16 protein-coding genes are annotated in these 21,449 nt (G+C 42.1%); 10 read left to right on the top strand and 6 right to left on the bottom strand.

Annotated features, from left to right (window positions below; genetic code table 11):
* Window positions 1–13 precede the first annotated feature (13 nt).
* From sucC to MKI79_RS06315, 5 genes are all read right to left on the bottom strand, one after another.
* Window positions 14–1,180 carry an ADP-forming succinate--CoA ligase subunit beta gene (sucC, locus tag MKI79_RS06335; protein WP_241571204.1) on the bottom strand — a complete coding sequence of 389 codons (1,167 nt, stop codon included), beginning with the start codon at window positions 1,178–1,180 and terminating at the stop codon, window positions 14–16.
* A 146-nt stretch (window positions 1,181–1,326) separates the two neighbouring features.
* Window positions 1,327–2,763, bottom strand: a complete 1,437-nt coding sequence (gene lpdA, locus MKI79_RS06330) for a dihydrolipoyl dehydrogenase (RefSeq protein WP_241571203.1) — start codon at window positions 2,761–2,763, stop codon at window positions 1,327–1,329.
* Window positions 2,764–2,906: 143 nt separating this feature from the next.
* The gene (odhB, locus tag MKI79_RS06325) at window positions 2,907–4,109 is read right to left on the bottom strand and encodes a 2-oxoglutarate dehydrogenase complex dihydrolipoyllysine-residue succinyltransferase (protein WP_241571202.1); all 1,203 of its coding nucleotides are present in this window, start codon (window positions 4,107–4,109) and stop codon (window positions 2,907–2,909) included.
* The gene (locus MKI79_RS06320) at window positions 4,109–6,949 is read right to left on the bottom strand and encodes a 2-oxoglutarate dehydrogenase E1 component (protein ID WP_241571285.1); all 2,841 of its coding nucleotides are present in this window, start codon (window positions 6,947–6,949) and stop codon (window positions 4,109–4,111) included. The genes odhB and MKI79_RS06320 overlap by 1 nt, the downstream gene beginning before the upstream one ends.
* Before the next feature lie 653 nt (window positions 6,950–7,602).
* Complete coding sequence (locus MKI79_RS06315; RefSeq protein WP_241571201.1) at window positions 7,603–8,613, bottom strand: metallophosphoesterase; 1,011 nt, start codon at window positions 8,611–8,613, stop codon at window positions 7,603–7,605.
* A gap of 363 nt (window positions 8,614–8,976) precedes the next feature.
* On the opposite strand from MKI79_RS06315, the gene MKI79_RS06310 reads away from it, so the two are divergent.
* Window positions 8,977–10,557 carry a phospholipase D family protein gene (locus MKI79_RS06310; protein ID WP_241571200.1) on the top strand — a complete coding sequence of 527 codons (1,581 nt, stop codon included), beginning with the start codon at window positions 8,977–8,979 and terminating at the stop codon, window positions 10,555–10,557.
* A gap of 60 nt (window positions 10,558–10,617) precedes the next feature.
* Here the strand turns inward: MKI79_RS06310 and MKI79_RS06305 are convergent, their stop codons facing one another.
* Window positions 10,618–11,496, bottom strand: coding sequence for a lysophospholipid acyltransferase family protein (locus MKI79_RS06305; protein ID WP_241571199.1), 879 nt, complete (start codon window positions 11,494–11,496; stop codon window positions 10,618–10,620).
* 236 nt (window positions 11,497–11,732) lie between these two features.
* Here MKI79_RS06305 and hflX point away from each other — a divergent pair, with 236 nt between their 5' ends.
* From hflX to MKI79_RS06260, 9 genes are all read left to right on the top strand, one after another.
* Window positions 11,733–13,061, top strand: coding sequence for a ribosome rescue GTPase HflX (gene hflX, locus MKI79_RS06300; RefSeq protein WP_241571198.1), 1,329 nt, complete (start codon window positions 11,733–11,735; stop codon window positions 13,059–13,061).
* A gap of 127 nt (window positions 13,062–13,188) precedes the next feature.
* Window positions 13,189–13,554, top strand: a complete 366-nt coding sequence (locus tag MKI79_RS06295; RefSeq protein WP_241571197.1) for a hypothetical protein — start codon at window positions 13,189–13,191, stop codon at window positions 13,552–13,554.
* A gap of 76 nt (window positions 13,555–13,630) precedes the next feature.
* Window positions 13,631–14,299 (top strand): LrgB family protein, encoded by a 669-nt coding sequence (locus MKI79_RS06290; protein ID WP_241571196.1) that lies wholly within the window; start codon window positions 13,631–13,633, stop codon window positions 14,297–14,299.
* 327 nt (window positions 14,300–14,626) lie between these two features.
* Window positions 14,627–15,085: a DUF2147 domain-containing protein gene (locus MKI79_RS06285; protein WP_241571195.1), complete on the top strand. Its 459-nt coding sequence runs from the start codon at window positions 14,627–14,629 to the stop codon at window positions 15,083–15,085.
* A 97-nt stretch (window positions 15,086–15,182) separates the two neighbouring features.
* Complete coding sequence (locus MKI79_RS06280) at window positions 15,183–15,635, top strand: DUF2147 domain-containing protein (protein WP_241571282.1); 453 nt, start codon at window positions 15,183–15,185, stop codon at window positions 15,633–15,635.
* A gap of 108 nt (window positions 15,636–15,743) precedes the next feature.
* Window positions 15,744–16,196: a DUF2147 domain-containing protein gene (locus MKI79_RS06275; RefSeq protein WP_241571194.1), complete on the top strand. Its 453-nt coding sequence runs from the start codon at window positions 15,744–15,746 to the stop codon at window positions 16,194–16,196.
* 149 nt (window positions 16,197–16,345) lie between these two features.
* The gene (locus MKI79_RS06270) at window positions 16,346–16,975 is read left to right on the top strand and encodes a hypothetical protein (RefSeq protein ID WP_241571193.1); all 630 of its coding nucleotides are present in this window, start codon (window positions 16,346–16,348) and stop codon (window positions 16,973–16,975) included.
* Window positions 16,976–17,020: 45 nt separating this feature from the next.
* Complete coding sequence (locus MKI79_RS06265) at window positions 17,021–18,184, top strand: efflux RND transporter periplasmic adaptor subunit (protein ID WP_241571192.1); 1,164 nt, start codon at window positions 17,021–17,023, stop codon at window positions 18,182–18,184.
* Between the two features lie 88 nt (window positions 18,185–18,272).
* Window positions 18,273–21,443, top strand: a complete 3,171-nt coding sequence (locus MKI79_RS06260) for an efflux RND transporter permease subunit (RefSeq protein ID WP_241571191.1) — start codon at window positions 18,273–18,275, stop codon at window positions 21,441–21,443.
* The last annotated feature ends 6 nt before the right edge of the window (window positions 21,444–21,449 follow it).

The following is a 21,449-nucleotide window of genomic DNA, read 5'->3' as shown; positions in this document are numbered from 1 at the left end:
GATTGATACTCCCTTAGCCTTTTACTGCAGCAACGATTTTTTCTGCAGCATCAGCCAAGCCATTTGCAGAAGTTAGTTTTAGACCAGATTCGTCAAGAATTTTTGCACCAAGTTCTGCATTGTTCCCTTCTAACCGAACAACTACAGGTACAGTTACATTGACTTCTTGAACCGCTGCAATAATCGCTTCAGCAATCATGTCACAACGTACAATACCACCGAAGATATTGATCAATACACCTTGTACAGAGGTATCTGCCAAGATCAATTTGAACGCTTCAATCACACGTTCTTTAGTCGCGCCGCCACCTACGTCAAGGAAGTTTGCAGGTTGACCGCCATACAGCTTGATGATGTCCATGGTTGCCATTGCAAGACCAGCACCGTTGACCATACATCCAATGTTACCTTCAAGTGCAACATAGTTTAGTTCGAATTCAGACGCTTTTAGCTCACGCTCATTCTCTTGAGATTTGTCACGTGATGCTGCAACTTCTGGCAAACGATACAAAGCGTTTGAATCGATACCAATTTTTGCATCAACCGCCAAGATGTCGCCATTTTCACGTACAGACAATGGGTTGATTTCAAAGAGTGCAAAATCATTTTCAACAAATGCTTGGTATGCACCTGTCATCAATTTTACAAATTGACTGATTTGCTTGTCTTTTAGACCCAAAGCAAATGCTACTTCCCGTGCTTGGAATGGTTGTAAGCCAACTAATGGATCAACTTCAACTTTGAGAATTTTTTCAGGGGTTTCTTCAGCCACTTTCTCAATTTCCACGCCACCTTCGGTAGACGCCATGAACGTGATGCGACGGCTAGAACGGTCAACGACCGCACCCAAATACAGCTCACGCTCTACTGGATATACGTCTTGGCAAACCAATACGCTGTTGACTGGTTGACCTGATGCATCAGTTTGATACGTCACCAAACGAGTACCGATCAAATCTTTCGCAACTTGAGCAGCTTCTTCTCTTGATTTAACAACTTTAACGCCACCCGCTTTACCACGGCCACCTGCGTGGACTTGGGCTTTGATGACTGCAAATTTTCCACCAAGTTCGTCAAATGCTTTCGCTGCTTCTTCTGGCGTTGTCGCTAAAGCACCCTCTTGTACAGGGAAGCCGTATTTTTTTAACAACGCTTTTGCTTGATACTCATGTAGATTCATTGTTTTACCTTAATCGTGTTTAACGTGCCGAAATGACTTATAACTTTTCGGCGGACACTGGTTTTTGAGAATCACTGCACATTGCAATAGCCAAACCACAGACCACGAACAACTGCACAATGACGACCTTCCTCATCGCTTAATGCTTATTTCTTACGTTTACGTTGAATAGCGTGGATCGCACGACCATCAACGGATAACGCTGCTTCATGAACAACTTCTGAATAGGTTGGATGACCAAAAGTCATCAACTGCAAGTCTTCCACACTTGATACAAACTCAAGTGCGATCATGCCTTGATGAACGATGTCTGATGCAGCAGGACCAATCACATGCATACCGAGCAAGCGATCAGTTTTTTCATCAGCAACGAATTTGACAAAACCTGCTGACTCACCTGCTGCTAACGCACGGCCATTCACCGCAAATGGGAATTGACCAGTTTTGACAGTATGTCCTTTTTCAGCCGCTTGCTCTTCGGTTAAACCAACCCAAGCTACCTCAGGATGTGTATAGATCACACTGATAATAGTGTCATAGTTGATCTGTGCAGCATGACCGTGAATACGTTCAACCGCCATCACACCTTCTTCCATCGCTTTGTGCGCAAGCATTGGGCCACGTACCAAGTCACCAATCGCATAAACGCCTTCAACAGAAGTTAAGCATTGATCATTGACTTCGACGAAACCACGATCTGTGACTTTAATACCTGAATCTTCACTCAACAGGCTTTCTGTATATGGCTTACGCCCTACACAAACGATCACTTTGTCAAAAGCTTGTGATTTTTCTACGCCGGCTTCGCTGTATTTCAAGGTCACTTCACGACCATTGACTTCTGTTCCAGCGACTTTGGCATTTAGACGAATATCCAAACCTTGTTTCTTCAAGATTTTTTGATATTCCTTCGCAAGTGCTTTGTCCGCCATTGGCAAGAAACTGTCTAATGCTTCAAACACGACAACTTCTGAACCCAAACGACGCCATACGGAACCAAGCTCAAGACCGATCACACCTGCGCCAATGACACCAAGGCGTTTTGGCACTTCAGGGAAACTCAATGCACCTGTAGAATCGACAATTAAATCTTCATCAATTGGTGCAACTTGGATGTTTACAGGGACAGAGCCTGTCGCCAAGATCACATATTTTGGCTCTAAAGTTTGAACTTCACCTTCAAATGGGGTGAATTCAACTTTTTTGCCCGCAAGCAATCTACCTGAACCTTGTAACCACTCGATGCCATTGCCTTTGAGAAGCTGTGCTACACCGCCAGTCAGTTGTTCTACGACTTTGTCTTTACGTGCTAAGATTTTTTCTAAATCAAAGCTGACTTCACCCGTCGTAATACCATGTTCATCAAGCTCATGCACAGTCGCTTCATAGCGATGCGATGAGTCTAATAATGCTTTAGACGGGATACAGCCGACGTTCAAGCATGTACCGCCGAGAGATGGTTTACCATTGAGTTTGCGCTTTTCGATACAAGCGACTTTAAAACCAAGCTGAGCAGCACGAATCGCTGCTTCATAACCACCTGGTCCACCACCGATCACAACAAGATCAAATTGTTGGGACATTGATTGTTCTCCTAGATTTTGTCCTTGCTTTTGTCTTAGATTTGTCATTACTTTTGCGGTAGAGGCTTACTACAAATAAAACCAATTTCAGCGCAAAACTATATGTGTACTAACAAAAGATGAAATTAAAGATGTTTCCGCTATTACAAATCGAGTAATAGAGAAGCAGGCTCTTCTAATAGCTCTTTAATCGTTACAAGGAATCCTACAGCTTCTTTACCATCAATCAGACGATGGTCATAAGACAATGCCAAATACATCATCGGCAAAATTTCAACTTGTCCATTCACTGCCATTGGACGATCTTGGATTTTGTGCATACCAAGAATCGCTGTTTGAGGCGGATTCAAGATCGGCGTAGATAGCAATGAACCGAATGTACCGCCATTAGTAATGGTGAACGTACCGCCAGTCATTTCTTCTAGGCTCAATTTTCCTTCACGTGCTTTCGCCGCATAGTCACCAATACCACCTTCGATTTCTGCATAGCTCATTTGATCGGTATTACGAAGTACAGGAACAACTAGACCACGATCAGAAGATACTGCGACACCCACATCGTAGAAACCGTGATAGACAATATCATCACCATCAATTGAAGCATTCACCGCAGGATAGCGTTTCAATGCTTCAGTCGCTGCTTTAATAAAGAATGACATAAAGCCAAGACGAGCACCGTGGCGTTTTTCAAAGCGATCTTTAAATTGCTTACGCAACTCCATGATTGGCTTCATGTTCACTTCGTTAAACGTGGTCAACATTGCAGTCGATTGCGTTGCATCAAGTAGACGCTCTGCAACACGTTTACGCAGACGAGTCATCGGCACACGTTTTTCAACGCGTTCACCGACAGATTGACTCAGTGGAGTAACAGCTGGCTTAGTTTGATGGTTTGCCACATCTTCTTTGGTGATGCGACCGCCACGACCTGTACCTTGTACATCTTTGGCATCAACACCTTGTTCAGTCAATGCTTTGCGTACTGCTGGCGACTGATCCTGCACTTGTGCAGCCGTTGAAGCTTTTTCTACAACTGGTGCAGCGCCTGCTTCAGTTTTTTCTACAGATTCTTCAACTTTTTCAGCTGTTGAAGCCGTAGCACCTGCCGTACCCGCTTCAAACTCTGCAATGATTTCTGCTGAAAGCACTGTGTCGCCTTCATTTTTGATGATTTTGCTAATTACACCGTCCGCAGGAGCAACCACTTCAAGTACAACTTTATCCGTTTCGATATCACAGATCACTTCATCACGTGCTACAGATTCACCTGCTTGCTTGTGCCATGTGGCAATCGTGCCGTCTGCGACCGATTCTGGGAATACTGGTGCTTTAATTTCAGTTGCCATTATTGATTATCTCCTGTTTCTTCAGCTTGGACAGCTAATGCGTCGAGTACAAGCCCAGACTGTTGTTTTGCATGCAAGTAAGGTGAGCCACACGCAGGAGCAGCAGATGCTTCACGTCCTGCATAGTGAATTTTAATTGGTCTACCCGTAGGTAAAATTTCTTCGTACAAACGAGGTGCAACGAATAACCAAGCACCTTGGTTTTTCGGCTCTTCTTGCGCCCACACCAAATCTTTGATGTTTGGATAGCTTGCAAGTAGCTCGTTGATTGTATCTTTTGGATATGGGTAAAGCTGTTCGATACGCACGATGGCAATATGGTTTAAACCAAGCTCACGACGCTTTTCGAGAATGTCGTAATAGACTTTACCACCACAGATCACTAGACGAGTTACGTCAGCATTATTGATCTCATCAATCTCGTCAATCACGGTTTGGAATGTGCCTGTTGCAAGCTCATCCAAAGTCGAAGTAGCGAGTTTATGACGAAGTAATGATTTCGGAGACATCACGATCATTGGTTTACGAATCGGACGAATCGCCTGACGACGTAAAGCATGGAAAATCTGCGCAGGCGTAGTCGGTGTAATCACTTGCATATTGTCTTCCGCACAAAGCTGTAAGAAACGCTCAAGACGTGCAGAAGAATGCTCAGGACCTTGACCTTCGTAGCCATGTGGCAACAGCATGGTCAAGCCACAAACACGCTCCCATTTGGTTTCACCCGAAGCGATAAACTGGTCAATCACCACTTGCGCACAGTTGACAAAGTCACCGAACTGCGCTTCCCAAATAATTAAACTTTTTGGCAAAGTCGTTGCATAACCATACTCAAAAGCAAGCACCGCTTCTTCTGAAAGCAATGAGTCATAGACTGCAACACGTGGTTGATTTTCTTTGATATGACACAGTGGGATATAGACAGAGCCGTCTGCTTGATTGTGAAGTTTTGCATGACGATGTGAGAATGTACCACGACCTACGTCTTCACCTGTGATACGCACCAAATAGCCATCATCAAGTAATGACGCATAGGCTAAGGTTTCCGCCGCACCCCAGTTTAGAGGCATTTCACCCGTTTGCATTTGCATACGGTCATCAATGACTTTTTGTACTTGACGTTGTAGTTTGAAGCCGTCTGGTAAAGTGTTCATCACTGTACCAAGTTTTTTCAAACGGTCGATGCTAATCGTAGTATCCCAAACATCGGTATATTCATGACCAAGATAAGGCTTCCAATCCACAAACATTTGTGTATTTGGCTCACGTACCAAAGCATTGGCAACGTGATTGCCTGCTTCAAGATCCGCACGATAATTTTCAATCATTGCATCTGCTTCCGCACGATCCATGATGCCTTCATTAATCAATTTATCGGCATACAAAGTACGTGTTGTCGGTTGCTTGGCAATTTTTTGGTACATCATAGGTTGCGTTGCTGCAGGCTCGTCTGCTTCGTTATGACCACGACGACGATAGCAATACAAGTCAATCACGACATCTTTACGGAAAGTATGGCGGAAGTCATGTGCAAGCTGCGTGATAAAGATTACAGCTTCAGGATCATCGCCATTCACATGGAAGATCGGTGCCTGGATCATCTTCGCAACATCGGTACAATATTCTGTAGAACGTGAGTCACGTGGATCAGATGTGGTAAAACCAACTTGGTTATTGACGATGATATGGACTGTACCACCAACCGTATAGCCACGAGTCTGTGACATTTGGAAGGTTTCCATGTTCACACCCTGACCTGCGAACGCTGCATCACCGTGTACGATCAATGGCAATACATCATCACCACCAATATCTTTACGGCGTACTTGGCGAGCACGTACCGAACCCTCAACCACAGGTCCAACGATCTCTAAGTGTGATGGGTTAAACGCCAATGCCAAATGCACTTCACCGCCTGGAGTCATCACATTCGATGAGAAGCCTTGATGGTATTTCACATCGCCTGAACCCGACGTATTTGCCATCTTGCCTTCGAATTCGCTAAACAAATCCGCAGGGTTTTTACCCATGATATTGACAAGTAAGTTCAAGCGACCACGGTGAGGCATGCCGATCACGACTTCTTTACAGCCAACCGCACCCGCACGTTGAATGAGCTCATTGACCATTGGAATAAAAGACTCACCGCCCTCTACACCAAAGCGTTTTGCACCGACATATTTATTGCCGAGGAATTTTTCCAAACCTTCGGCTGCGGTCAAACGCTCTAAGAAATGTTTCTTCTGATCGGTATTGAAATCGAATTTGCCACGTGCACCTTCAAGACGTTGTTGAATCCAACGCTTCTCTGCGGTATCTACGATGTGCATATATTCTGCACCAATAGACTCGCAGTAAATCGACTCCATATCCGCAATCATTTCACCCAAAGTCACTTCAGCTTTGCCGATTGCCAAGTTGCCTGTGTTGAATACGGTGTCTAAATCTGATTTTGATAAGCCATGTGTACTCAAATCCAAATCAGGCACAACCTCACGAGGTGCGATGCCTAAAGGATCAAGTTTGGCTTTTTGGTGACCACGGTTGCGATAGCCTGCGATGAGTTGCAATACTGCAATCTGACGACGCTCATGCTCGGTACTGACCTCGCTATGCGCCATAGGCTGTGCACGTCCAGAGTTACGGGCAAGGAGTAAAAACTGCTCGCGGACGTTGCTATGTGGTTGATCACCTTTAGGAAATCGATCGAAATATTGACGCCAATCCTCACCAACGAGGTCAGGCGACGTCAAATAATTTTCATAAAGTTCTTCTATATACGCTGCACTATCAGCGGAAAGTTCTGTGTCTAGACGCATGGCGTCAGCAACATCTTGCATGAGTGGACCCATTTCCTATTGCATAATCAATTGTGGTAATCGCTTAGATCACTTTGATGAATATGTATTTGGTAAACACGTATTCACATTCTCTTAATCGATTCATTCCATTAAGAGTTTTACACACTGTCAGACAAGCTGACTACGAAATAGCGTTACGCTTTGTATGCTTTTTATGACGTAAAACACATCACATACAGCAACGAACGATTCCAATTACTCTATTGCTAGAGCATTTCTGCAAGACTTATGAATAAAGATAAAACGGTTTTACCCTTATTCATAAGACCCTATCTTAAATAAATCACTACTACCACGAAGATCGTTCACGATGAATCTAAAACATAAATTCCTATCAATTTTAACTCATGGTGAAATGTTATCCATTCGACCATCGAATAATAGCGATCTATGCAAAAAATCATGATCAGTCCAATTGAATTTTAACAATTTTCCAATCGAATGATTTTAAGTGCGTAAATGCTAACATGAGATCAAGTGGTGGATTGATTTATTCCAAACATACCATTCATAAATATATTAAATACACTGATTCTTATTTAGGGATTATCGTTTGATTTTTCAACAATATTTGTTAAAAAAACATCAATATTTTCCCAATGAATCAAACCATTTTGTCTATGAATGAAATATTAGTGTAAATGGAGGATATCAATCGTCGGTGGTACTCGAAATCGAAACGGCGCTCCAACCATGCCTGTACCCACAGTGACAAAAACATTGGCAGTATCGTGTTGATAATAGCCTTTCTTATGTCCAAGCATGGATACTTTTCGCATCACATAACTGGTAATCCATGGCAACTCAATCTGCCCACCATGCGTATGCCCTGACAGCATCAACGGTTTACTCGGTAGCTGTGGCACCATCTCCACCGTATCAGGGTTGTGTGCCAAAATAATCCACGGCTTATCTTGCGGTAGATTTGGCAGTTGTTGCATATCTACCTTACCCGACCATAGATCGCCAACGCCAAGCATTCGCACTTCATCAAATTCAACGATTTGATTCTCAATATCTAATACATTGTTGTGAAATAATGCTTTTGCCAATAGCTCTTGTATCGGCGGACCTGGATATTGCTCATCATGATTGCCATTCACCGAATAGATCGGACAATCAATCTGACGCAAGATACGTAATTCATCCGTCAACTTATCTTCAGGTTCATAGGTCCAATCTCCTGACACCACCACAACATCAGGCTGTTCTTCATTGATTTTATTTACGATCTTTTCGAGCTGTCGCTCTTTACCCGAATACAGACCAATATGTAAGTCTGCAATCAGCGCAACTGTCAGTGAATTTTTTAAGGGAAAATTTGCATCAATCGTAAGATCGGTATGCTTCACTACGACATGGTGCGGTTCGATAAACCGAGCGTAGATCAAAATCGAAGCAATGATTAAACTAGAAATCGCTTGAATATGATTAATATCCGACTGATACCACTGCCAAAGGGTCAACACAATCCACGGAAAAATCAAATAGCAGAGATAAAACACAAATAACAACAGAAACGCTTTGAAGTGATGCGTCGTTTCAGTGCGCCGTGCACTCGTCCATGCTTGCCAGATTGCCCAACCCAGCATGATCGCAATGCACCAATAGATCAAATGTGTAATATTCATATCGTCATTCATGCTTTAATTATTTAAACGTACAGAAGTCCTACTCGCCCCTTGCCATGACTATTTTCACAATGCGAATTGTTGTTATAGTCATATAGAAGATTCTGTAAAATGGTTTTCACTCAAAACCAACCAATTTAAAGTCAATCAAAAATAGAATCATGTGACATCTATATATTAATTATATGACAGTTTCTAAGACAATCTTCAAGTCCACTGTACTTATACAACAATATCTTTCGTCGCACTACACCGACGGCTCATCAAAAATCATTCGGTTTTAATCACCTTTCCGCTATACTGCACCTAAGTTTTCGTTTTATATTTTTTCTTGATCAATGATGATCATACTTTGAGATAAGGATTCGTCCCGATATGCGCTCCAACGCTTTTCGCATTAGCCTATTGACCTTATCACTCGGCGTTTTGCAAGCATGTTCCACCTTGCCACAGCGTGAGCCTGTTTTACCGACCTATTCGACACAATACCAAACAGATAATACGCAACTTGCACACCTTTTCGAACCGCTTAAACAAAGTCATCCAAACCTTACGGGCTATCATGTCCTTTTTGAGCCAACCAAAGCACTGGCAACACGACTACAACTGATTGAACGTGCAGATCAAACCTTAGACTTACAATATTATATTTGGGACAATGACAAAGTTGGCGCACTCGCTATGGAAGCGATCTTGCGTGCTGCTGATCGCGGTGTAAAAGTTCGCCTTTTGGTCGATGACAATAATAGTAAAAATTTAGAAGCTGCCCTACGTACATTGACACAACATCCAAACATTCAAGTCCGTGTGTTTAATCCATTTCGCTTTCGCAATTTTCGTCCTTTAGATATGGTGCTCGACTTCGATCGCATCACACGACGCATGCACAATAAGACCTTTATTGTTGACCAAGAAGTGGCTCTTATCGGCGGTCGCAACATGAGCAACCAATACTACAATGCAGGGGAAAATTATCAGTTTTCCGATATGGACGTATTATTAGTTGGGCAAGCCACTGATGATATCATGAGCTCCTTCGATGAATATTGGAATCATGACTACGCTTATCCAATCGCAGACCTCAATCGCAATCGTGCCGATCGGCTCAGCATGGACAGTCTACGCAAGCAACTCGAACAAAATTGGTTTGAAAGTACGGTAGAAGATTATCTCGGTATTCTGAGCTCATCGCTGTCCTTTGATGATTGGTTTAACACCAACTTACCTTTGCAATGGGTCAAAGCAGAAGTCATCAAAGACTCTGCCGATAAAATCAAAAAAGATGCGCCAAAGCAAGAACATCTTAACTTCCAAATGACTAGCTATCTGAAAGCACCAAAAAGTCATGTCGATTTGGTGTCTGCCTATTTCATTCCCGATCAACAAGCACAGCAGTTGATTCAAAATTTTTCCCAACAAGGCGTAAAAATTCGAGTTTTAACTAACTCTTATAAAGCCAATGACGTACCTTTTGTTCATGCTTTCTATTCTAAGTATCGTGAGCCACTTTTGGCGCAAGGTGTTTCTTTATATGAATTTTTGCCGTCGATGCCGTATACCATCTCACGAGCGGAACGTAGAGAATTGTTTGCCGATAAAAATGTGGATAAAGATGCGATTGATCGCAGTAGCTTACATGCGAAATTTATGGCACTCGATAACCAACAAGTGTTTATCGGTTCGTTCAACTTCGATCCACGTTCTGCACATTTAAATACTGAAATTGGCGTGATATTGGAAAGCCCTGAACTCGCCACGGCGATCCATCAAGGGCTTGATCAAAACATTATGGATTATGCCTACAAAGTAAGCTTGAATGATCAAGGCAAACTCGAATGGCAAAAGAAAACCGAGAATGATCAACGCATTACTTATAAAAAAGAACCGCAAATGTCTTGGTGGGAAAAATTAGGGCTCAAGCTCATTTCACTCTTACCAATCGAAGGACAAATGTAATGGCGACAATAACCTCAGCGCAATAACAGAATTAGCCACGCTATTTTAAATATCTTGTCTTTAAGCTAAGACTTCTTGATGCAATTTCTCTAGCCCTTCTTGCATCTCTTTTTGCACCAACGCCGTCAAGCTCTGTACCGTATGCTCTCGACTATCAATCGCAGGCAAGGCAACCAAATGTGCTGTAACGACTGGCATTTGCAATACTTGTGTCAGATTTTGAACAAAACCTTGATTACCAATAAATGGAATAATATTGTCGAGCTGACCCTGATGATTGACATAGGCAATTAAACAAATTTGTACTGGCTTTTGCGCTTCGATTGCCGATTCCAAAAGTTTGCCATGCACCTTTTTTACTCGTGTACCATCAGTCGTGGTCGCTTCAGGGAAAAACAAAACAGGTGAGTCTTGTTTTAAAAATTCGGTGATTTGATCTTTAATCAATGCAGAATCACCCGAACCACGACGGATAAACAACGTCCCGCCCCAACGTGCAAGCTTACCAATGATCGGCCATGACGCCACTTCTGCTTTTGCCAAAAAGAAAACTCTCGCTCCTGAGCCAAGCACTGCCACATCTAGCCATGAGATATGATTACTCACCCAAAGCGCAGGATGACGTGCAATCTCGCCATGCACTTGCACTTTGACATTAAATACCGAACTTAACTCACGGCAGAAATACTGTACGTAGCGTGTGTTACTTGGATCATTTGGATTTTTATAGAGTTTTTTTGAAAAAACGAGATAAAACCCTTTAAAAATCACGAGTAGCAAATGGAAAAATTTTATGATGTAGAGCGCAATGCGTAGCAATAAATTGCGCTGTGGTAATTGCGTTTTCCCCACACTATTATTGTGTTGATTTTGATTGTTCTGCTGTTGATTTGACTGATCAGATTTTTGATCCGATTGAGCAAGCGGTTGTTGCGACATTGATGCCGTGTTCCTAAAAACTATTTTTCACTGTAACCATAATCTATTTTTGCTAAGCATCAAAGTGGTAAAATGTGCCAAATACTTTACATTATTCCATCTTTTAATTTTTCACTGATAAATTTTCATTTCTTAAAATGCAAGTATTCAAGCCACTTCACCATAAGTCAAATAGTCAAACCTCTGTTTTTTTCTTACAATAGACTTCTTTGACCTTATATAGAGATAACAACTGCGTGGAATATTTTGAACGGCATCAAGGTGGTGAACGAGCAATTTTAATCAGCACCCGAGTACAGATTTTAGAGGACTTAGATGCTGAGGAATTTCGCCTGCTTGCCGAGTCGGCAGGTGCAGAAATTATTGAGCACATGACCACTTCACGCAATCGACCTGATCCTAAGCTATTTATAGGTTCGGGGAAAGCCGAAGAAATTGCCGAGTTTATTCAACAAGAAGAAATTGATCTCGCTATTTTTGATCATCCACTTTCCCCTGCACAAGAGCGTAACTTAGAAAGAATCTTTAAATGTCGAGTCATCGACCGTACAGGTTTGATTTTGGATATTTTCGCCCTACGTGCTCGAACGCATGAAGGGAAACTGCAAGTCGAATTGGCTCAGCTTGAACATTTGTCTACTCGACTGGTTCGAGGTTGGACGCATTTGGAACGTCAAAAAGGCGGTATTGGTCTACGTGGCCCGGGTGAATCACAGCTCGAAACTGACCGCCGATTATTGCGTATTCGCATGACACAACTCAAAGACAAACTGGAAAAAGTTCGCCAAACTCGTCTACAAGGCCGTGCCGCAAGACAAAAAGCCGAAATTCCAACGGTATCTTTAGTTGGTTATACCAATGCAGGCAAATCTACCTTATTTAATCGTTTGGCTGAAAGTGATGTGTACGCTGCCGATCAACTGTTTGCCACACTTGACCCGACTTTACGCCGTGTACAGTGGGAAGGCTTAGGCACGGTGGTACTTGCTGATACAGTCGGTTTTGTTAAAGACCTCCCTCATTCACTGGTGGACTCGTTCCGAGCAACACTAGAAGAAACTTTAGAAGCCAGTTTACTTCTACATGTGATCGATGCTAACAGTCCTGATATGATGGAACAAATCGACGCCGTAGAAAATGTGCTGAGTGAAATCGGCACTGATGTCACGATACTTCGGGTGTATAACAAGATTGACCAATCTAAAGATGAAGCGAAGATCATCTATAACAAGCCTCATCAGCCTGAGCGTGTTTATGTGTCAGCACATACTGGTGAAGGTGTGGATTTATTGATGCAAGCTGTTCAGGAATCATTGCTTGGTCAACTGAAAACATTTGAACTTCGTCTTGATGCAAAACATGGCAAACTTCGTAGCCAATTGCATCATTTAGAAGTGATTCTATCTGAGAGTTATGACGATCAAGGCATTTTACATCTGACCGTACACATGTCAGGCGAACGTCTAATTCAACTCATCGGTCAAAACCATCATGATATGGATCAAATCTTAGGCGAACAAGCAGTGCAGTTTAAACGTCCGCTTGAAGCCTTTGAACGGAATTAAACCTGTACTTTATCCATAAAAAGCTCAATTTTAGATATTCAGGTCATTGTTTATATTTTAAGGTCTGATTAAATTCGGCACATTCACTCACCTGACAAGGCAATATATTGAGATATTTAGGTCTGCCATGAAAAGTAAAATCGACTGGATCGCCTTATTTTTTACCGTCCTACTCATCGTGATCGCACGTGAAGGTGCGGTTGCTTTGATGACTTTATTTGGACATCCTGAGCTTGGTAATTTGATTGGCTTGGCTTTGTTATTGTTCATACTTGTCATTTGGCGTCGTTTTAAACCGATTCCACACCGAATGATTGATGCTAATGCTCTGATTATGAAAGAAAGTGCGTTTGCATTTTTACCGATCTCAGCGGGTGCTGTGATCATGCTTGTGGCGATGGGCGCTGAGATTCCTGCATTCTTATTGGTGATGGTGGTCAGTACGCTGATACCGCTATGGCTCTATGCCAAAATCTCTAAACGCTGGCTTTAACTCAACCCAACTTAAAATCAACCTAGCTTTAGCTCAACTCAGCTTTAACTTAATTTACAATCATTAAGGATCTTCCATGCTCACGGTACTTGCAGGTTTTGTCTTAACTTTGATTGCCTTTATTCTTGGCAAGATCGGGTTTCGGTATCTTCCGCAAATCCCTGTGATCGTAACTGCAATGATTTGGGTGATTATCTTGTTGTGGCTAGTGAATTGGCATTACGAAGACTACATGGCGAACGTACAGCCGTATTTTGATCATCTGCTCGGATATGTCACTGTAGCACTTGCGATACCACTTGCTGCAATGCGTTTTGACGATTTACCACTCAAACCGATGATTGGTATTCTCGCCTTTGCCAGTATCAGTGCTGTTGCACTACCAATGGGACTTGCTTATTTATTACACCTTGCTGAGCCTACCATTTTGGCATTTGCCACACGTGCCGTAACCACACCTGTGGCATTAAATATTGCCACCTTACTTCATGCCCCTCTCGCTATGGTCAGCCTTATTGTGATCTTATCAGGGGTGATCGGCGCAGCGTTTTCACCGTGGATTTTACGACATATCAATGATGAGCGTGCTTCAGGCTTGGCTTTGGGATTAGCCGCACATGCGATCGGTACAGTGCAAGCATGGCAGCGTGGTACAGTTGCAGGGCGTTATGCTGCTTTTGGCATGGCAATCAATGCCGTACTTACTTCGATATGGTTACCAATTTTATTTCACACATTGCAATAAATCACACTGATAGTAGATAAAACAGTACAAATCACAGATTTGTATATCTAACATTGACTACATTACAAAAAAAATTAAACATGAAGCAAATATGAACAACTGTGCATTTAGAAAATTAGAAATATTACTGACAAAAATAAAATTATTTTTTACTTATAATTCAATTAATTAAAATATTTTTCAAAACAAGAAAAGTGCTAAGTGACATTTTTTGTCAATTAAAAGTTCTCAAAAGGATACTTATTAGACATTTTCATCATATTTACTCACCTATTTTAAAGCGTTAAGATGAGATTATAAGGTTAACAACTGTATAGGATTTACCGAATGAAAGGCATCAAGCTGTTTTTATTATCTAGCTCAATACTGATGGCATCTGCATCTGTGTTCGCAACAACAGATATCGAAGGGACTTGGCGTACGATTGATGATAAAACTGGTTTTAGTAAAGGTATTGTTGAAATCACCAAATCTGGTGACGGGACTTACTCAGGTAAAATCGTTGAGGTCATTCCACGCCCTGGTTACACCCCTAAGGCAACTTGTGAAAAGTGTTCAGGTGCTTTAAAGAATCAACCAATTCTTGGAATGACTGTACTTTCAGGTATGAAGCAATCTAGTAAAAATGAACGTGAGTTTACTGGTGGCCGTATCTTAGATCCGCTGACCGGTAAATCTTACAAAACCAAAATGAAGTTAAATAGTAGTGGCTCTCGATTGAACATGAGAGGTTACGTTGGTGTTGAGGTAGTTGGTCGTAGCCAAACTTGGATACGTCAAGACTAAATCAATATAAGCTAATGGTGATCTTGATCGATTCAGGAAGTATTACAAGGTCACCCAGTTTTGGTAGTGAATACCACAGTATATAAGGATGTTTATGATGAAAACAATGAAAGTCGCACTTCTAACAGGGTTACTATTCAGCACATCTTCACTATTTGCTGCGGATGATATCTCTGGCGTATGGCGCTCTATTGATGACAAAACAGGCTTTAGTAAAGCCCTGATTGAAATCAAAAAAGATGGCAAAGGTGTATATACAGGTAAAATTATCAAAATCTTGCCACGCCCAGGCTATACACCGAAGACGCATTGTCAAGACTGCCCTGCACCTTATAAAAATGCGCCTATTCTTGGGTTAACAGTGCTGGATGGTATGAAACAAGCAAAAAATGCCACTGAGTATGAAGGCGGCACAATCCTTGACCCTTTATCGGGCAAAGTCTACAAAAGCAAAATCAAAGTCAGTAGCAACGGCAATCGCCTGCGTATGCGTGGCTATGTCGGCGTAGAAGTCTTTGGTCGTAGCCAAACATGGATTCGTGATCAGTAATTAGTTTAAAATGAGCAATTGGCTGGATTACTTTACTGTATTTTCAGCAAATTGCTTTACCTAAGTTTTTGCTAAATATTCAAATAACGTGGTGAAAGAGGGATTTTTATGCATAAATTAAAGAATATACTTTCCATATGTCTGTTATTGTCCACAACTCAAGCTTTTGCAAATGACGATATAACAGGTGTGTGGCGAACCATCGACGATAAAACTGGTTTTAGCAAAGCTTTAGTCGAAATCACAAAAGACGACAGTGGAGTCTACTCAGGAAAAATTATTAAAATTTTACCTCGACCAGGCTATACACCGAAAACGCATTGCCAAAATTGCCCTGCACCCTACACTAATGCACCTATAGTTGGACTGACTATATTAGAGGGAATGAAACAAAGCAAAGATAAGTCTGAATATACTGGAGGTAGTGCTTTAGACCCTCTGTCTGGAAAAAGATACAAAGGTAAAATTAAAGTCAGCAATAATGGCAATAGAATTCGCATGCGTGGTTTTGTAGGTATTGAAGCCTTTGGTCGTAGCCAAACTTGGATTCGTGATAAATAACTCACTACCTTTCGCTTTTTAAGCTTCGAAATCCCAGTTAAATGCTGGGATTTTTTGCTTTATTTTCATGTTTTTCTTGACTTAATATCCTAGTTCAATCCACAATCAAAGTATTATTAGGGGTCTATACACTTAGAATGAAGTTGCTGATGAATATTCACAAAATACAGCACAAAACTTATTTTAAACGCATTTTTGGCAGTGTTTTGCCTATAATTTTTGCGTTTTCGAGCCATTTTGTCTTTGCCAACAACACACAGCCGAAAGCTGCCTACTATCGATATTATAGTAATGGTGTCGCCACGGTCAGCCGCACTGTTACGCCAACGCATATCCGCCGAGGTTATGAAGTGCTTGATCAAAATATGTATTTGATCAAAAAAGTGCCTGCCTATAATGTTGAAAAAGATTTACGTGAAGAAAAGCAACGTGCAATTCAATTTGAACGTCATCGTAAAGACTTACAAATCAAGCGCTCTTTCCGAGATGTTGAATATGCTAGTCGGAAACGAAATGATGCGCTTAAAGTATTGAATAAACAGTTGCGTCAACAGTATATTCTGATGAAACAATTACAGACCGATCGGAGTAAATATTTAACCGTCAAGGCTGAACATATTCTTAAAAAGAAAGACATTCCCACAAGTCTAGAAACCAATATTCGCAATAATCTAATTCATATCCAAAACACTCGAGATTCAATTGAAAATCTTAAAAAAACCATCTCTGATCAACAAGAGTATTACGATTACGTTATTTATCGTTTACAAGTGATGTAATCCTTTTTATATTGGCAAGCACTACACAGCTTGCCTCATGTAAATATGGACATTCAAAAACAAAAACATCTTCGCTTTTCCCTCATTCTTTGCACGTTGCTCGGTTTAACAGCCTGCCAAAAAGAAGCAATCGAAACTGCAGATCAGAACGCCAATCCACAAAATGTTCAGCAAAACAATCAGCAAGCGATTGAGTTGATTGCAGAAGACGTTGTACAGATACAAACTGGATCACTTGTGGACAAATCACCATTTACAGGGACGATTCAAGCCGTTTCACAAACCAGTGTGCAATCTCAAGTCAGTGCGACTGCAATGCAGGTTACCGCAGAAATTGGACAATTCATATCCAAAGGACAGGTTCTAGTTCGGCTAAATAATCAAGACAATAACGCTCGCTTGGCACAAGCAAATGCCAATCTCGCAGCGACCAAAGCTCAAGCTGAGCTCAATAGATCATTGGTAGAGCGCAAACGCAGACTGTGGCAACAAGGTTTTATTTCCAAGTTGGAATATGAGCAAAGCCAAGTCGAATATCTTGCGCAAGCTGAACAAATCAAGGCTGAGCAAGCCAATGTCAATATTGCAAAAAAAGCAGCGCAAGATACGGTGATTCGTAGTCCGATCAATGGTGTGATTACCAACCGTCAAGTGGAACAAGGGCAAACCATTTCCGTTGGACAAACCTTATTTGAAATCGTTGATCCATCAAGCTTAGAACTCAAAGCCAGTCTAGCTGTGTCTGAAGCCTATAAACTCTTTGTCGGGCAAAATATTGAATTTCGCCTACAAGGCGATACCACACTCTACCCAGCTAAAGTGACTCGTGTGTCCCCAGTCGCCGATCAAGCAAGCCGAAATATCACATTCTTTGCACGCCCAACGGCGCAAGCACCATTACACATTGGGGCTTTTGTTGAAGGTTCGATTATTCGCAGTAGCAATCAACAAGCTTCTGGTCAAATCATTCCACTAAATGCGATTCGACATATCGACACCGCACCTTTTGTTTGGGTAATTCGTGATAATAAACTACTCAAAGTTAAAGTCGATGTCATGCAAAAGCAAAGTGCCGATCAACTCGCTATCGTCAGTGGTCTGCAAAATAATGACATGGTAAGTTTGATTGACTTTAAACATGATGATCAAAATAAAGCCGTCATCATTCAAAATGACGAAATTCAAAACAACGTAGCTCAAGCGAACTAAAACAAAGTTAAAAGCGGTTTGCGATAAAACGATTTTAGCGACAAGGCAATTTAAGCGACAAAATCATTAAGGAAAGGAATCTCTCGACATGTGGTTTACTCGAATCAGTATCAAATATCCTGTTTTCACCATCATGATGATGTTGTGCTTTTTGGTACTGGGTCTTGCCTCTTGGCAGCGTATGCACGTCGAAGAATTCCCCGATGTGGACTTTCCTTTTGTGGTTGTGCACACCACGTATGCAGGTGCATCGCCTGAGATTGTCGAAAGTGAAATTACCGAAAAACTAGAAGATCAGATCAATACCATTTCGGGTTTAAAAAGCGTTATTTCCATCTCCAATGAAGGCATCTCGACGGTCGTTGCAGAGTTCAATCTCGATGTTGATTCCTCTGTGGCAGCACAAGAAGTTCGTGACAAGATTGCACCTGTATCGAGTCAGTTCCGTGATGAGATCGACGATCCGATTATCAATCGCTACGACCCATCAGCAGGTGCGGTGATGTCGGTGGTGTTTGAGTCTAAACAGATGAATATGCGTGAGTTGAGTAGCTACGTCGATCAACAGCTCATTCCGCAACTGCGTACAGTATCAGGTGTCGGACGTGTCAATCTACAAGGTGAAACTGAACGTCAGATTCGTATCGAGGTTGATCCACTGCGCTTACAAAGCTATGGCATTGGCATCAACCAAGTCATGCAAAGCCTACAAAGTGAAAATGTACAAATCCCCGCAGGAACGCTGAAACAAGGCAATAAAGAACTGGTTGTTGAAATTCAAGCTAAAGTCCGTCAGCCTGAAGATTTTAACAATCTCATCGTCAGTAATCTGGGTGGTGTTCCGATTCGTCTAGGGCAAGTTGCCAAAGTGGAAGACCGTACAGCAGAGCAAGAAAGCAGTGCCTATCTCAATGGTGAAACTGCGCTATCGGTTGATATTCTGCGCAACTCAGATGCCAATGTCATTTCGACGATTGATAATCTCTACAAACGCCTCGATAACATCAAAACGCAACTACCAAGTGGTATGAGTCTGACTGTGGTGACCGACACCTCAAAAGGTATTCGCAACTCAATCAAAGATGTGGCACGGACGATTGTCGAAGGTGCTGTACTTGCTGTATTAATCGTCCTACTTTTTCTTGGCTCATTCCGCTCAACCATTATCACAGGTTTAACCTTACCGATTGCGCTATTTGGTACCTTGACCGTGGTTTGGGCGATGGGCTTTAGTATCAATATGATGACCCTACTCGCCCTCTCGCTGAGTATTGGTCTATTGATTGATGATGCAATCGTGGTGCGAGAAAATATCGTCCGCCATGCCGATATGGGTAAAGATCATATCACTGCGGCAATTGAAGGTACGCAAGAGATTGGACTTGCGGTACTTGCTACAACTTTGACGATTGTAGCGGTATTTTTACCTGTGGCGTTTATGGGTGGCATTATCGGACGTTTCTTCTATCAGTTTGGCGTGACTGTCAGTGCTGCGGTATTGATCTCGATGTTTGTCAGCTTTACCCTTGATCCAATGCTTTCAGCACATTGGGAAGAAAAGAAAGACCAACTAGAAAATAAAAAACCGAGCGTTATTACTCGTTTTTTCCAATGGACATCGAATCAGCTTGATCGTTTAAATGATGTTTACGCCAAAGTGTTGAAATGGGCGTTACGTTTCCGTTTTGTCACCATGATGATCGCTGTCGGTTCTTTAATTGGTGCATTTGCTTTGGCAGGATTAATCGGTACAGAGTTCGTGCCAATTCCAGACAAAGGCGAAGCGGTGGTCAAATTTGAAACCCCTGTCGATTCTTCACTGCAATATACCAATGTCAAGCTCTTACAAGTGGAAAAAATTCTACGAGAATTTCCCGAAGTGAGAAATACTTACGGCGTGGTCAATGCAGTCAATGATCAAGGCAAAAATCACGCCAGCATCAAAGTCAGCCTCACGCCACGCCAAGAACGTGATAAATCACTGATTGAACTGACCAATGATTTTCGTGATCGCATCAGTCATGTTGCAGGGATCAAAATCACCTCTGTGTCTTCTGCCGATGAAAGCGTATCGGGTGGTCAAAAGCCGATTCTGATCTCCATCAAAGGACCTGATCTCAAAGAACTACAAAAAATCTCCGATCGTTTTATGACAGAAATTTCAAAAATTGAAGGTCTGGTCGATTTGGAAAGTTCACTGGGTGAGCCGAAGCCTACACTGTCGATTGAGATTAATCGTCAAATCGCCAGTGATTTGGGTTTATCAGTCAATCAAATTGCGACGGCACTTCGTCCACTCATCGCAGGTGATAATGTCACCACTTGGGAGGATGAAGATGGTGAAAACTATGATGTGAATATTCGCCTATCTGAACAAGATCGTTCACGTCCAAGTGATTTACAACAGCTTTATTTTAGTGGGAATGCAAGCTCTTCACAAAATGGCGCAACTCAAAATACACTCGCCAATTCGACCCAAAATTCAACATTGTCAAATAATAGCGCAAGCTCATTGATTCCATTTTCAGCGGTCGCCACGATGGATGAAACGCTTGGGGCTTCGCAGATCAACCGCCGTGATCTAACTCGTGAAATCTTGGTTGAAGCAAATACCGCAGGTCGTCCTGCGGGGGATATTGGTCGAGATATTGAGAATTTGCAGAAAACCTTCGATCTTCCTGCGGGCTATAGTTTTTCTACTCAAGGGGCGAATGCGGATATGGCAGAGTCAGCAGGTTATGCGATGACTGCAATTACATTGTCCATCGTATTCATTTATATCGTGCTTGGTTCGCAGTTTAATAGCTTTATCCACCCTGCTGCGATCATGATGGCATTGCCATTGTCCTTGATTGGTGTGTTCTTGGCATTGTTCTTATTTAATAGTACCTTAAATATTTTCTCGATCATCGGCATTATCATGTTGATGGGCTTGGTGACGAAAAACGCTATTTTGCTGATCGACTTTATCAAGAAAGCCATGGATCATGGTATGTCACGCCATGAGGCAATTTTAGAAGCAGGTCAAACTCGTCTACGCCCTATTCTAATGACTACCTGTGCGATGGTGATGGGTATGGTACCTTTGGCACTCGGGCTCGGTGAAGGTGGCGAACAAAGTGCGCCGATGGCTCATGCTGTGATTGGCGGTTTAATTACCTCTGCACTTTTGACTTTGATTGTAGTGCCAGTATTTTTCACTTATTTGGAAGATTTGAAAAATTTTAGTTCCCGAGTGTTTAGAAAAATCATATCATAGCGAGCT

Source organism: Acinetobacter sedimenti, assembly GCF_022601685.1.
GTDB classification, from domain to species: domain Bacteria; phylum Pseudomonadota; class Gammaproteobacteria; order Pseudomonadales; family Moraxellaceae; genus Acinetobacter; species Acinetobacter sedimenti.
This window is presented reverse-complemented; position numbering and strand designations above follow the sequence as displayed.